Genomic DNA, 13,515 nt, shown 5'->3' with positions numbered 1-13,515 from the left:
TGGGTTGGGCCGATGGCCGCACGGTAGACCATGCGGACAATCCGGAAGGGACGACAAAGTGAACAACCGCCCAATTACGTAACCCTGAGATTGCGCGACCGCCAGATCTGGGAACAACGAAATGCCGCGCCGACTCGATGATCTCGAATCGACGCGGCATTCGTATCCGCGAGCGGTTGCCTCGTTCCCGGCCGGCCCGGCGCGAAGTTCGTCCGGCTCGCCCATCAGGCGTTGACCGGCAGGGCGATGACGACCTCGCTCTCGTTCTCGGGCAGGTAGTGCGCCCGCAGGATGCGCCCCACCTGCACTTGGGCGACGCTGGCGGGTGCGAGGAACTTCGTCACCCGGGTGGTGAAGCTCGACCCGTCCGGCCGGGTGACCACCAGGCCGAGCTGGACCTCGGAGTGCCCCTCGCGGATCGCGCCGGTGACCGACAGCGACTGCACCACCGCCTGGGTGGCGATGCCGCGCTCGGCGATGTCGAGCTTGTGCCGGGTGGTCATACCCTTGCGGATCAGGGACTCGTTCATGGCACGCTGCGCGGCGGACGCGTCGCCGGACAGGTCGACCTCGACCCGGTCGGTCCGGCCGGGCAGGTAGCGCACCGGGAGCACCACACCGGCGCGCAGCAGCGCCAGTTCGGTGAACGGCACGATCATCTTCGCGGAGGAATGGAAGGTCTTGCCGTCCGCGCCTTCGACGCTGAACTCGACGTGGACCTGCGGTTGGTCGTTGACGGTGACGCCGGTCTGCCGCACCGACCGGACAGTGCCGAGGCCGGTGAGCCCGTCGCGGAACTCCGCGCTGTTGCGGCCGGTCAGCGCGCTCATGATGCCTTCGCCGGTGAACGCGAAGACCATGGGGACCAGGGTGAGCGCGATGATCGGCAGCGCCATCTCGAAGCCGAGCCAGCCCATTCCGGAGGGCTCCCATTCGCTGGTGGGGACGTAGGTGACGGCGTGGTAGACGTAGTAGCCGATCGCGGCGGCGGCGAGGGCGAGGGCGATCAGACGGATCTTCTTCATGACATTTCCTTTGAGTGTGCGAATTTTCGGGGTTCGCCGCTCCCCGTCATCCCGGCTGGTCGGCCGGGATGACGGGGGCGGATCGGGGGCATGCGGCGATCAGGCGCCGACGATGGACGAGCAGGCGAAGGTGATGTCGAACTTCGAGGTCTTCGGCGCGGCCAGCGGGTTGGTCAGGTCGGGGGTGCCCACGCCCTCGCCGGTGACCTTGTAGGTGTTGCCGTCCTTCACGACCGTGGCGGAGCCGCCCGGCATGCCGTTGCCGAAGCCCACCGCGTAGGGCAGGCCGTTGTCGCCGCCCTTGCTGCCCGCGATCCCGACCGCCTGCACGGTGTTCGCGTCGGTGATGGTCGCGCTCACCGAGAGGTTGCCGTAAGCGGAGTTCTCCGTGTCGGTCAGCGCCAGCGCCAGGGTGCCGCCCTGCTTCGCGCAGGTGGTGGTGAACTTGGCGTCGAAGGCCTTGCCGTCGACCGAAGCGACCGACTTACCCGCCGGGGCGGGCTGGGCCGAGGACGGCGCGGGCGCGGCCGGGGAGCTGCCCTTGCTGTCACCGCATCCGGTGAGAACCGCGACGGCGGCGGTGGCGGCGAAAGCGGCGGCGGCGATGCGGAGCGAAGTGGCGTTCATGGTCTGTGTCCTTGTCGTTCGAGGGGCGGGGCCCCTGGTCCTGTTCTCCGGCCCCCTGTGGGGCCGTTGAGTAAAAGGTAGGAACGATTCACGCCCTACCGATCCCAGGTTTTCCGCATTTGCGCAGGTAGAGGACGCGCGACTCAACGCGATCGGGACCGGCTGCGGTTCTCGAACGCAACGACACACATGCAGTTCGTAGGCCGCATCGGAATGCAGAAGGCCGGTCCGCTTGGACCGGCCCACCGCGTTTCACTCGACAGACACAACGAAAACGGCCCGGTCCCTGTCCCTTCCAGGACAGCGGACCGGGCCGCAGTAATCGCTTACTGCTACGGGCGGTTGAACTCGCCGTCATTCACGCCAGCGGTGAACGCGTCCCACTCACCGGGGGTGAACACCAGTGCGGGGCCGGTCGGGTTCTTCGAGTCTCGAACGCCGACCTGACCGCCTTCAACAAACGCGACCTCAACGCAATCCTTAGCCCCGGTGCTGCGGCTGCTCTTGAACCACTTCGCGGAGGATAGGTCAACGCTCACTGTCATACTCCTTTGCAATCTTGAAGATGAGAGCACGACTGTCTGCCTCATCCAGCGCCAGACGGTCCAGTTCGGCGCAGGCTTGACGGTACTGCCGGACCTCGTCCACGCTCTCAAGGTACAAGTCGCCGAGGAAACCTTGCACGTAGACCACTGGCGGCATCGTTAGATCTGCGGTGGGGTGGGGCGGAAACTCCAGAAATACGAAGGTGCCGACCATAAGCTCGCGGTATACACCGGCAGACTGCGGAACTACTCGGATCGAAACGTTGGGCACCTGCCCCACGTCAGTGAGATGCTCGAGCTGGGCAGACATGATTTGGGCGTTCCCTGCCGTGCGACGTAGGACTGACTCATCGACGACGACATCCAAGGTGAGAGGGTTCCTCTCGTCGGTGAGTCGTGATCGACGCTTCAAGCCGACCTGCAACATGCGTTCGACATCTTCGGCAGGTTTGTTCGGGAACTCCGCCCAGATCAGCGCCCGCCTGTAGTCCTCGGTGTGGAGAAGTCCAGGCAAGAAGGTCGTCTGGTACGAGGTAATACGGTTGGCGGCGTCTTCCAGTCCGACGAATAGGTTGAAGTCTTTCGGGATCGTGTCATCGGTGAATGCCTGCCACCACCCTTTGGCACCCTTGGTTTCCTTGACCAGTTCCAGGACAACCTGAGTTTCCTTCTCGGTGGCGTTGTAGAGCTGACACAGTCGCTCGATCAGGACCGGGTTGAAGCGCACCGGTTGACCGGTCTCCATCTTCCAGATCGTTGATCGAGCCGAGGCGATCGCGGTAGCTGCGGCCTCTCTCGTGATATCGGCGCGCTCACGCAGCGTCTCCAGCTGCATGCCCAGGATGCGCCGGGCGATTGTGGAATCTGTTGCCATCTCGACCTTTCGGAGTGCGTTGCAACTCGAACAAGGATGCAGCAACAACTAAAACAGAACCATATTTTTGCGAACGTTTGCGTTGAAATCGTCGCTCCGCACCGGCTTTTGGGTGTCTCCTTGACCGTGCGCCCGGCGGCGTGAGCAGGTGACGGCGATCTTCCGCTCACGATCACCGACGCCGGTTTCCCTCCCAGCGTGGATGGCCGCGGCCGGGCGCACCTATCCGCCTTCGATGTGAGTTGAGGTACCGATGGATGAAGGAGCGTTCGGGGACACACCGAGGTCCCGCTGCATGTTCTATCGCAGGAGTTGCGGATTCAATGCCGTGATCGACCCTCCGGAACTCGGCCGGATCGTGATGCGCGCCGGATCGGTGTGGGCGGTGACGATGCCCAGCAGGTTGGGCCAGGCGGTGAAAGCGCACATGCAGTGCAAAGGCATCGCCCTCGGACCTGTTGTCGGACATCCGCGTTCGGGTCGGTGGACTTTCTCGTCCGTCCCGACATCGAGGACGACGACGTCAAGCTGTTCGCTGAGATGTTCCGCAAGGACGTGAGCATCGCGCGGGAGGGAGCCGTCATCGCACTTCCCTCCCCTAGCCCGAACGGCTCCATCCGGCAATGGATTGTCCCGGCTCGGAGCGCCCTCCTTCCGTCCGGCCTCGCTGTCGTCGATGCCGTACGGGCATGGTCCGAAGTTCCGCCGCAGACTGCTACGGCTCCGCGCTATGGCCGATAACGAGATGGCGTCCGTACTCATCGCTTTCGGGGTCGTCTCATGGCTCGCGATCTGTTTCTTCGCGAGCACGGCGATCCTCGAGTACCACGTCAGCCGTGCCGAAAAGCTCTATCTGGAGCCGGCCGCGAGCCGATCACTCCCCTCCGACGCCGATATCGAGCGCCTGTGTGACCTCACCGAACCGCGCCGCGATCCGTGGGTGCGCGCGGAACCGGTTCCGGCGTAACCCCGATGCCGCTCCGCGAGACGCGTGGCGGCAATACACCCATAACTCCGAAGTGCTGTCGCGGCTCCGCGCCGCCCTTTTCACGGGAGGTGTTCGAACAAATGGTCGCCAACGGCGATGCCGAAGCCGAGTCGAGCGAGCCGTGCTACGACACGAACGTCCTCGCCCGGACGCTTTCGTGGTTGGACCACAACAACCCGCACTGGCCGATGCAGAGCTACGAGGCGGCACGCACGGCCTACCACCACCACCAAGATTGCCCACCGATGACCTGCGCCACCTACATAGCGGCGCTGTACAGAATCAGGAAATCGGAGACCGCCGTTGACGCGGCGGCCGGTCCTTCCGAGGTACATCGACAGGGAGTGATCATGCAGGCAACCCGCTCGGGATCCACCGTGCGGCGTACGCACCAACCAATCGACCGCACCCGAGAGGAGGTGTCGCCGCACCCGGAGCAGCCGGACGTGCGTCTGGCGGTGGTGATCGACGGGCACCGGCTGAACTTCGCCGCCTGCCTCACATCCGCACTATGGTTCCTCCAAGAGCAGCACCAGCGCCCCTTCGTCGACTCCGTAGAGGTAATCCCAGGCGACACCACCGGCCTACGGCGGTTGCCGAACGAGCGACTGTACGACGGGCCGTGAACTCGGCCGGTCAGCTCCGGGGCTTCGACACGTTCGCGGCAGGGCGCAACCGGGATGATCAGCGAGACTCGCGAGCGACGGATCGAGATACTTCGCAGCCTTGACCTACCCGTACGGCGTCGAACCGCCTGGCCTGCGCCATCCGTCATAGGTGGGTGGCAACGGCTGATCCTCGCCAGGATTCGCCCTTCGATCTCCAGCTTTGCCTCGGCGACATGCGCCGGATCGATGAGTCCCTGCGCATGCACGTCAGTCTCTACTGCCAAGTCGCGGTATCGGGGTCGATGCTGTGGGCGCGAGCGCTGGCATCGATGATTCGACGCAACCATGTGGCGAGGCCGGGGCGGATGTCGTCATAGTGGGCGGCGAATCCCGGGTCGGTCTCGTACATCCGGCCGAGACAGACCTGCATCTGCCTGGTGAGAGGAAAGTACGAAGAAGCAAAGATTTCGCGGTGCCACTCGACGAGTCGATTCGCTTCTGGGCTACCGGGTGTGACGCCCGCGTCCATCGCATCCTTGAAGGCGCGGTCGAGGTCGGCGATGGCGTCGGCGATGGTCTGCCATTCCTCTGGACCGCGAGAGGCCGAGCGTTCGGCGTACTGCTGCCATTGCGTCGTGTCTCCATAGCGCTGACGCGCTTGGGCGGGCCAGTCCGGATTCCACTGGGGGCCGAAGATCGCGGCCTGCTGCTCGACGGTCAGCAGCAGCCCGCGATCGTGGGCGTCGATCATCCGATCCAGACCGGCGCTGAGTTGCTGGAGGCGGTCGATCCGTCCGGCGATCTGGGTGCGCTGCGCGCGCAGTGCGCCGGGCACGTCTGCGGCCGAGCCGTCCAAGATGGCCCGGATATCGTCCAGGCCGAGACCGAGCTCACGGTAGACCACGATGCGGTTCAGGCGTTCCAGATCACCAGCGGTGTAGAGCCGGTATCCGGCGACCGTGCGCAGCGACGGTCGCGCCAGACCGATCTCATCCCAGTGGTGCAGCGCGCGGACTGTCACGCCCAGACGCTTCGAGACCTGACCGACGGTCAAGCCATCGGCGTCAGGGGCATCAGGCATGCTCATTATTGTCGCCACGGACGCCCGGCGGGGTGATCCCGACGGCCGCGAGGTTCCGCGCCTCCGCACTGGCCGGATCGAAGGGCTTCGCCGCGGTGAAAACGATCCGTGCGTTCTCTGGGGTGATCACCTCCACATCGCGGGTGTTCCAGGGGGTATCCCGTGGGCCATCGACCGAGTTCGGGCGCAACGCGCGGCAGGCATCGACCAGCGAATCGACCTGGCTGAGCACGCACGCGAAACTGAAGCTCATCGCCGGTGCCTGCTCCGGAACGATCGCCGCCGGGACGAGGAGTACGTCCTGAAAAGCCCACCGGCGCAGATGCACAACCCTGCCGGGAATGCTGAACAGCTCGAAGAACCCGAGCCCACGAGTCCAGAAATCCACCGACGCCGCCAGATCGCTCGTGGGGATCGTCACGAACGCGGGCATTCCATAGATGCCACGGAACGGCTCCGGCGCAACCGCATCCGGGCCGGGAGCGGGCACGGGACTCATCTCGAACGCGTTGTAGTAGTCACTCATACGCTCCACCCTCCAGCCTCACGCGGCGTGAGGGTCAAGGCTGGTTTCCTCCGGGCGCTGTCCGAGGCGCACGGCGACGAACGCGAGTGGGCGCTGATGGCCGAGCGCCGCCCCGACCGGCCGGTATCGCCGATGGCCGGTTCGGGGCGGTTGTGCATCTGCCGATCACCGCCACCGAGGAGGGCCGGGGCCCGTCCTCGATGAGCGGCGTCCTGGCCGGCAGCGGCTCTCGTCTGATGCCTGCCCGACGGCCCGGCTTTACTTCAGATGCCGGACGAAGAACCGGTTCCCCTCCTCCCCCGCGAAGTGCGGGACGCCAGTGTGCCCACCCATATTGGCGTGCAGCGTCTTCTCCTTCGAGCCGAAGGCGTCGAACAGGTCCAGGGCCATCTGCCGGTCGTTTCCTTCGTCGTCCCATTGCAGCAGGACATGCAGCGGAATGGTGACCCGCCGGGCCTCCTCGAATATGGCGCGGGGCACGTAACTCCCGGCGAACAGAAGGGCGGCCGAGATGCGCGGCTCGACCACCGCCAGCCGGACGCCGATGGAGATCACCCCTCCCGAGTACCCGACCGGTCCGCCGATCTCGGGCAGTGAAAGGAGGGCGTCCAGGGTGGCCCGCCATTCCGGGACCGCCTTTTCGACCAGCGGCAGGACGAGCCGGTCGACTATCTCGTCGTCGACCGGCTCGCCGGCCGCCACCGCCCGGCGCAGGTCGGCGCGGGCCTGTTCGGCGGCGGCCGAACGAGGCCGCTCACCGCTGCCGGGGAGTTCGATGGTGGCCGCGGCGAAGCCCTCCGCGGCGGAGTGCCGAGCCCGGCCCACCAGTCGGGGGTACATCTGGCGTAGTCCGCCGGGGTGGCCGATCAGGATCAGAGGGGCCGGTGCGGAAGCGGATCCGGGCGTCCACAGGATGCCGGGGATCTCGCCGAGGGTGAATTCGCGTTCGAGGACGCCGTCGTCGAAGCGCTGTTCGGAAGTGAATTGCATGGTCGTGCCTTTCGGGAGTGCTCTCGAGCGGCGCTCCCGGACGACCTATCGCCCGACCGTGACCCCAGAGGGGAGCACCCATGTAGATACTGCGTTCACGGGTACCACCTCCTCGTTCTCTGGCACGGCTTCCGGAAAGGTAGCAGTGGTCGCCGTGGTCGGCCAACAGGTTTTTCCGAAGGCTCCGTGGGCGGGCGTACTTCCCGAGGCTGCGCACCGAGACATGGCCGCTATCTCACCTGCCCTGGTTGGCGACGAACGCCTGTACGGCGTCGAGGAATTCCGGGCCGCCCATGGCGTAGCCGCCGACAGTTGCACCGATCAGCGCACCTACGGGGATGCTTACGCCCCATATCAGGATCACACACGCCCCGAGGAGGCCGCCCACGATGGCACCGGTGACCACGCCGGGCAGGTTCTTGTTGATCTGCTCCTCGAGCCGGTCGTAGGAGCTGATGTCCTTCGGTTGCGCGATACCTTCTGTCGCCGGGGTCAGCGTCAGGGTGCGGCCGTCCGCACCGATGTGCTGCGCGAACGCGATCGAACGCCCGGCGACGGCGTACTGTTGCGGCACTTCGGTCACCGCCGTTCCGTCGGCGGACTCGAGCAGCACCGCGCCGTTGTGCGCGATCTCGAACTTGCCGTTCTCGACGGTGGTCACAATGACCCTGTCGTCTGGAGAGACACTGATCTCGTAGTTGATTCCGTGATCCACACCGGAAGTCGTGGCCCCCGCGGTCGGCCGCTCCATAACGGCCGGCTCTGCCTGGGCGGTTACCGCGGTGATACCCACGGCCGAGACAGCCATGAAGACGGCAGCAGTGATTCTCTCGAACTTCATTCTTCGAATCCCTTCACTCAGCTGCCCCTGATGGGCGGACCGAGTCAAACCTTAGGCGTCGGATTCGATGGTGTGTGGTACGCCACACAGAGGTGGCGGCCGGGGAGGACAGCGATACCGAAGCGGCACGGCTCACCGAGCCTGCGTCCACGCAGGAAGCTTCGCGGCCTGAGGGCTCTCCATCGGCTTGCCTTCCGGCCCGACTAGATCGAGCGGCCGCCATCTTCGGAAACAGGCGTCTCGGCGGTAGACGACCTGACGTTCCGGCGCACGGCCAGCACGACGGCCACGGCATTCAGCCACTTGCCGAATAGTTGGTCACGTACGGCGTCAGGACTGCCCACCGGTCGAGCGGCCGACATCCAGCTGCGTACCAGCGCGGTCCGCTGCTCACCGATCAGTGGTTCACGCAGTTCTGAAGCGCCCTCCAAGCCGAGCGCACGTACACAGCCGGCCAAGAATTCGAGAGGGTATGGGGCGATGTCGAGTTCGTCGGCGCGCAATGCTGCCGCCACGGCCGCCGCACCGAAAAGCTCCGAGCGCGCCTCGCCGGGTTCGGCCATGCCGGCGGCGATTGCCGCTTCGACGTCCATCCCGCGCAAAACTTCGTCGCGGCGAATCATCCGATCGCTCATCGTGGTAGGCCGACATCGGTGGCGCTGCTCAGGCCATCCTCGGGTGCGCTGCCTGTGATCGCGCCCAGCTCCCCGTCGATGAACTGCTGCTTGGTCACCCATTGTGTGAAGCCCCACGGGTTGTAGATTTCCAGCCTGTTACCTTTCTCGGCAAGGATCACCACTTCGTGACCTGCCCCTTCCCCGGAATATGAAGCCACTGTGATGGGAACCGGTTTGCCCGCATTCACCGCAGCTTCGATCTCCGGCAACATTTCTTGCCGCGCTGCTGACTTCTCGGAAGCGGAAGCACCGGGAACATTGGTATTCACATAAGCGTCTCCAGTGGAAGACTGAAACATGTTGGTGAACAACTTTTCCCCGTCCGCGCCGCCGGGGTGCTTCGCGTCGGTGGCATTGTAGATATGAACCAATCGGTCGCGGAAGGCCTTCGCCGAATCGTCGCCACGAGCTGGTCCGCCGATCGCTTCCGGACCCTGACCGGTCGACAGCCCCAGCATGAATACGGGATCGTTGTCGGCTCGGGCGACGATGGTGGCCGCGGATACGCAGTTCCCCTTGTTCTGACCGTAGACTTCCTGACCTTTATAGCGGGGCATGGACCGGTCTCCCAGGCGCGAATAGGGCGCATCGATTCTAGGCTCCAGATGTGTGGCCAGCCAGGCCATGTCGTTTCCGTGGGGATGTATTATTTTGCGAAACAAACCGACATCAGCCAGCGAGTATCCAGCCGCCAATGCTTTCCAGATATACGCTGCCTCTTGTGGAGATTTGGCTCCACTCAGCATCTTTTCGAATCTGTCACGATCCGCTTTCGACATGTTGTTCAGTAGTTGCGAGGCCCGCGCCAACGCTGTCGGCGTGAGGAGGCCATCGAGAGGCTCGTGGTTCCAGCCGAAGTCGGTCGCGTATGCCAGGGCAACCGACGACAACGGATCTATGCCGGGCGAATTGATCTGCCTCGCTCGGGCTTGCGCGGCAAAATGGTTCAGCCTGCTCGTCACATCGGTTGCGGCACCCTCCCTCAGCTTGGCGGCCGCGATGCGTTGATGGCAGCCTTGCGCCGCCATGTGCCGGATTTGGAACCACAAGATCCCCCCCGGGGGTACAGACGACGCCTTTGCTTTGGCCTCCTGCAGCAGCTCGATCCCCCGCTTGTCTGTCTTCTGGGCTTGCGCCAGCTTCTCGGCATAGACTTCCAATGCGTCGGCAGCGCCACCGAAGGCGGCTTCGGCCGCACGCGATTGGGCCACAAGAGCCAGGACGGCTTCCGCAGCGGTCTCGGCCGCCGCTCCGCGCCACGCGGTAGGGAGCGAACTGGTGGACACGAAGTTCAAGTCGGCGCTGGAACTGCCGCATACGCCCGCTGCGAATCGATAGTCGCCCGACCGTTCCGTGATGCTTTTCGGAGAGCCACTCGGCGAGGGCGGCATCAAGGCGACGTCGATCGTACGCGGCAGAAGCATAGACAACAGTTCCGGTCTGCGGCCGTAGAAGATCAAGTGATCAATCGCGTCCAACGCTGCTTGCAGGGCGGAAACCGTACTCATATCCCACTCCCGGCCTATCGGCGCTGAGTTGTGCCATCGGGTTCGACCGTTACAGGGCTCTCATATTTGGTAGCTACGGCTCCGGTGGCATCGAAGTGAGGGGCGGAGAAACTGCCGGGCCCATCTCCGAGCGGGGCACACCGGGATCCACCCCGCCGACCTTCCGGCGTCCGTCGATATCTGCACCTTCGTATTCAGCAGCGGAATCGGGCAGCAGCTTCCTGAGTTCGGACGTGGCCGAGCTCGTCACGCCCGTCTCGCGAACCCAGGCCCGATGGAACGCCGACCAGGCAGATTCGATGGTCGCATCGCCGAATATTCCCGAATACATGATGAATGGCACCATGCCGACAAGTGCGTCGGCGGAAGATCCTGCCAGGCGGCTATTTATTTTCGCGAGATTGTCGTTTACCCGGTCGACCGTGGCGATGGGTGAGAGCAGCTGGCTGGAATCGAGCGAGAGGCCAACGTTCGCGGGGAGCTCGCTTCCCCCCGGGACCTGCGGGTCGCCGGAACCGGGAAGCCGAGTCAACGATTCCGGTGCAGAACCGCCAGGAGCGCCGTTCTCCGTCGCGTCCCCCTTGGCCCCGTCCCCGTCTGGCCCATCTCCCACCGTTCCCACTCCCACTGCCGGACTCCCTGGTACCTACAAATATGACCAAAGCGTTTGCGGACGATCAACTCTGATGTACTGCCAGCGCTGGAGGTATCGGACGGACGCCACGCCGTCGACCAGCCGGGCGTGAGGCCTGCCACGCTGGATCGTGGAGATCCACGTCCTCGAGCAGGTCGCTGTCGCACGCCCCCGGACGAACTCGCGGCAAATACACTGCACCCATGCGACGACCGCGCGCCATGGTGCTCGACGAGGTGTGGCGCAGGCTCGATGGGGTGGAACCGCTGAGCGGTCCGCACGGGGGTCCGCTACGCCGGACGGTGAAGCTCGTGCTCGACCCGTTGGTGATCCGGCCCGTGCAGCATCCGTTGTGCGCGGGGCCGATCCTGACGGCCGACGGAGCGGTGCTGCTGGAGGCGCGCATCCAGGCCGCTGCCGACGTACTGCGCGCCACGGCGGCCTGGTTCACGGTGCTCAAGCAGGTGCGGCGGACGCTGCGGATCACCGAGGGGCACCCGCAGGATCTGTACTTCCAGCGCTGTTTCGAGCTGGCGACCACCGCGGGCATGCCGGATCCGGCAGGGGCTCGCGCGGTCGCCGAGGACGCACTGCGCGAGATCCACGAGTACACCGCGGGACGCACCACGCAGGCGCTGAAGGAGTACCTCACCGACCACACCCGGGAACGGGAGCTGGCGGGGCTGCTCGAGCTGGCCTGGCGGCGGCGTCCGCTCACCGGCCCGGCGGGCGGTGAGCACGACGCGGAGGTGGACAAGCTGCTGGAAGCCTGTGCGGCGGCACGGCTCGGCGAAGACGCCGACGGGCAGCGGACCCTGGACCGGCTGGTCGCGGCCCATGCCGGTACGCACACCGGAATCCGGCTGTGGCAGGACGCGTCCGCTCAGGAACTGGGACTGACCGCGCATCCGGTGCCGCTGCGCCCCGCGATCGGCGCTTCGGCTTCGAAATCGACGCTGGGGCGTCCGTTCGATCGCACCGTGTACGAGCGGGTGTTCACCGTGTTGCAAGCGTCCACCGAACGCGCGGAGCTGCCGCCGATCCCCGAGCTGGTCGACGCCGAGATCGCCCGGAGTTGCGCACCGTGGGCGCTGCTGGACGAGTCGCTGCGCGTGGCGGCGACGGCGGGAACCGCGCTGGCGACCGGATTGGCGCCCATCGAGCACCGCCGCGAACCGTCGACGGGCCGACCGCGTCTACGTCTGGCCGAAACAGCGCCGGGGACAACGCGATCCACGGCGCATCAGGTGGTCAACAGCCGCTGGCAGCGCGAAGCGTATGTGTTGCAGGCTCGGCGGCTGGTGGTGTCCGCCGAGCCGCCCACCGGCCCGTTGGCCGCCATCGCCGCCGAACTGGTCACGCCATGGCAGCCTTACCTGCGGCGATTGTGGGTCCGCCTGCACGGCAGGGATGTTCGGGAGTTCCCGATCCACGAGCCGGACGAGCTGTGGGATCTGCTCGACGGTGTGGCGCGTTCGGTCATCCTGGACCATCGCACGCGGGTCAAGCGGGCGCTGAGTGTGCGGGTGAACGCAGGTGAGCCGGACGCGGCGGAATCGAAGGCGAGCTGATGAGCACCACCGTACGCATCCGCCGCCGCGACGACCTGTGGATCATCGCGCCGGACGACGCCCCGACCGTCGTGGACGACCGGGCCGGGGTGGACGTGCTCGTGCTCGAGGTGGCGGGCGGGCACCTGACCTGGAGCCTGCTCAGCGGCCAGGTGACCCCGGCGGCGGTCCTCGACGACCTCGACCTCGCGCAGGAGTGGATCTGGGCGGTGTACGGCCCGGAGGTGTCCCTCGCCCTCGCGGAAACCGGCGGCGGAGGGGAATACCCGGCCGAGCCCGCGCTGCCGGACCTCGCCGCGCGCGCCTGGCGGCTCGGTTACGCCCGCTGGGCGGCACGGTGGTGGCCCGCGTCGATCCTGGACGGCATCGCCCCGCTGGACGAGGGCCTGCTCGAGGACGAGATAACCGCTCTGAGCGAGGAATGCGACCTGATCGTCGACGAAGCCGGCGCGGTCACCGAACAGCGCACGGCCACCGTCGCGCTCGGCCGCGCGGAGGACTACGCGCTGGCCGCCGGACCGGCCGCGACGGTCGCGCCCGGCGCGCTCGTCTCGGCCAGGGGCACCGCTGGGTGGGATTGGCAACGCTGCCCACCGGGCCTGCTCGACGCTTCCGAACGCGCCGTGTCCTGGGAAGTGGTGCGCGAGGCCGGGACCACGGTCGTGCGGGTGAGCGCGGTCGCCGCCCCGCTCTCGCCCACGAACGTGCCTGCGCACCTGCATCCCCGCGCCGGGATTCGCACCGCGATCGACGCCGCCGACGTGCCGCTGCTGCGCGAGGGCGACCTGTGGCGGGCCGAGACCACAGCTCCGGCCGGTGCGGAAGCGGGCGTGACCGTACAGGTCTACGTTCCCGGCGTCGGCGTGGACGAACAGGAGCCGGACGCGGCGACCCGACGCGCGCGGATTCGCGACCTGGTCACGGCGCGGCTGCACCGCGCGGACGACGCGTCCGGCAATCCCGTCGATTCCCTCTTGCTGGCGGAAATCGCGGCCGCCGCATCGGATTCGGACTTCTGAC

Annotated in this window: 15 protein-coding genes; 4 read left to right on the top strand and 11 right to left on the bottom strand. The window is 66.2% G+C overall.

Annotation, left to right across the window (positions count from 1 at the left end):
• Window positions 1-224 precede the first annotated feature (224 nt).
• From ACZ6DL_RS09380 to ACZ6DL_RS09365, 4 genes are all read right to left on the bottom strand, one after another.
• Window positions 225-1,025 carry a hypothetical protein gene (locus ACZ6DL_RS09380; protein ID WP_466050092.1) on the bottom strand — a complete coding sequence of 267 codons (801 nt, stop codon included), beginning with the start codon at window positions 1,023-1,025 and terminating at the stop codon, window positions 225-227.
• A 99-nt stretch (window positions 1,026-1,124) separates the two neighbouring features.
• Entirely contained in the window at window positions 1,125-1,652 is a 528-nt protein-coding gene (locus tag ACZ6DL_RS09375; protein WP_466050091.1) for a lipoprotein LpqH, read from the bottom strand.
• A 332-nt stretch (window positions 1,653-1,984) separates the two neighbouring features.
• On the bottom strand, window positions 1,985-2,191 hold the full coding sequence (locus tag ACZ6DL_RS09370) for a DUF397 domain-containing protein (RefSeq protein ID WP_466050090.1): 207 nt from the start codon (window positions 2,189-2,191) through the stop codon (window positions 1,985-1,987).
• Window positions 2,181-3,071, bottom strand: coding sequence for a helix-turn-helix domain-containing protein (locus tag ACZ6DL_RS09365; protein WP_466050089.1), 891 nt, complete (start codon window positions 3,069-3,071; stop codon window positions 2,181-2,183). Before ACZ6DL_RS09365 ends, ACZ6DL_RS09370 begins: the two co-directional genes overlap by 11 nt.
• Before the next feature lie 730 nt (window positions 3,072-3,801).
• Here ACZ6DL_RS09365 and ACZ6DL_RS09360 point away from each other — a divergent pair.
• Window positions 3,802-4,038: a hypothetical protein gene (locus tag ACZ6DL_RS09360; protein WP_466050088.1), complete on the top strand. Its 237-nt coding sequence runs from the start codon at window positions 3,802-3,804 to the stop codon at window positions 4,036-4,038.
• A 101-nt stretch (window positions 4,039-4,139) separates the two neighbouring features.
• The gene (locus ACZ6DL_RS09355) at window positions 4,140-4,685 is read left to right on the top strand and encodes a hypothetical protein (RefSeq protein ID WP_466050087.1); all 546 of its coding nucleotides are present in this window, start codon (window positions 4,140-4,142) and stop codon (window positions 4,683-4,685) included.
• 256 nt (window positions 4,686-4,941) lie between these two features.
• Here ACZ6DL_RS09355 and ACZ6DL_RS09350 read toward each other — a convergent pair whose 3' ends face one another.
• The 7 genes from ACZ6DL_RS09350 to ACZ6DL_RS09320 all read right to left on the bottom strand — a co-directional run bounded on the left by ACZ6DL_RS09350 (window position 4,942) and on the right by ACZ6DL_RS09320 (window position 10,822).
• Window positions 4,942-5,748 (bottom strand): MerR family transcriptional regulator, encoded by an 807-nt coding sequence (locus tag ACZ6DL_RS09350; protein ID WP_466050086.1) that lies wholly within the window; start codon window positions 5,746-5,748, stop codon window positions 4,942-4,944.
• Window positions 5,741-6,274, bottom strand: a complete 534-nt coding sequence (locus ACZ6DL_RS09345) for a VOC family protein (RefSeq protein ID WP_466050085.1) — start codon at window positions 6,272-6,274, stop codon at window positions 5,741-5,743. Before ACZ6DL_RS09345 ends, ACZ6DL_RS09350 begins: the two co-directional genes overlap by 8 nt.
• A 258-nt stretch (window positions 6,275-6,532) precedes the next feature.
• Window positions 6,533-7,264, bottom strand: coding sequence for an alpha/beta hydrolase (locus ACZ6DL_RS09340; RefSeq protein ID WP_466050084.1), 732 nt, complete (start codon window positions 7,262-7,264; stop codon window positions 6,533-6,535).
• Between the two features lie 235 nt (window positions 7,265-7,499).
• Window positions 7,500-8,105: a DUF8020 domain-containing protein gene (locus tag ACZ6DL_RS09335; protein ID WP_466050083.1), complete on the bottom strand. Its 606-nt coding sequence runs from the start codon at window positions 8,103-8,105 to the stop codon at window positions 7,500-7,502.
• Window positions 8,106-8,308: 203 nt separating this feature from the next.
• On the bottom strand, window positions 8,309-8,740 hold the full coding sequence (locus ACZ6DL_RS09330; protein ID WP_466050082.1) for a hypothetical protein: 432 nt from the start codon (window positions 8,738-8,740) through the stop codon (window positions 8,309-8,311).
• Complete coding sequence (locus ACZ6DL_RS09325; protein WP_466050081.1) at window positions 8,737-10,290, bottom strand: hypothetical protein; 1,554 nt, start codon at window positions 10,288-10,290, stop codon at window positions 8,737-8,739. Before ACZ6DL_RS09325 ends, ACZ6DL_RS09330 begins: the two co-directional genes overlap by 4 nt.
• A gap of 73 nt (window positions 10,291-10,363) precedes the next feature.
• A complete protein-coding gene (locus ACZ6DL_RS09320; RefSeq protein ID WP_466050080.1) occupies window positions 10,364-10,822 on the bottom strand; it encodes a hypothetical protein in 459 nt (152 codons plus the stop codon).
• 323 nt (window positions 10,823-11,145) lie between these two features.
• On the opposite strand from ACZ6DL_RS09320, the gene ACZ6DL_RS09315 reads away from it, so the two are divergent.
• Together ACZ6DL_RS09315 and ACZ6DL_RS09310 are read left to right on the top strand one after the other, a co-directional pair.
• A complete protein-coding gene (locus tag ACZ6DL_RS09315) occupies window positions 11,146-12,495 on the top strand; it encodes a hypothetical protein (RefSeq protein WP_466050494.1) in 1,350 nt (449 codons plus the stop codon).
• Complete coding sequence (locus ACZ6DL_RS09310; RefSeq protein ID WP_466050079.1) at window positions 12,495-13,514, top strand: hypothetical protein; 1,020 nt, start codon at window positions 12,495-12,497, stop codon at window positions 13,512-13,514. The genes ACZ6DL_RS09315 and ACZ6DL_RS09310 overlap by 1 nt, the downstream gene beginning before the upstream one ends.
• Window position 13,515: the final 1 nt, after the last annotated feature.

The organism is Nocardia sp. NPDC041819 (assembly GCF_055590505.1).
This window is presented reverse-complemented; position numbering and strand designations above follow the sequence as displayed.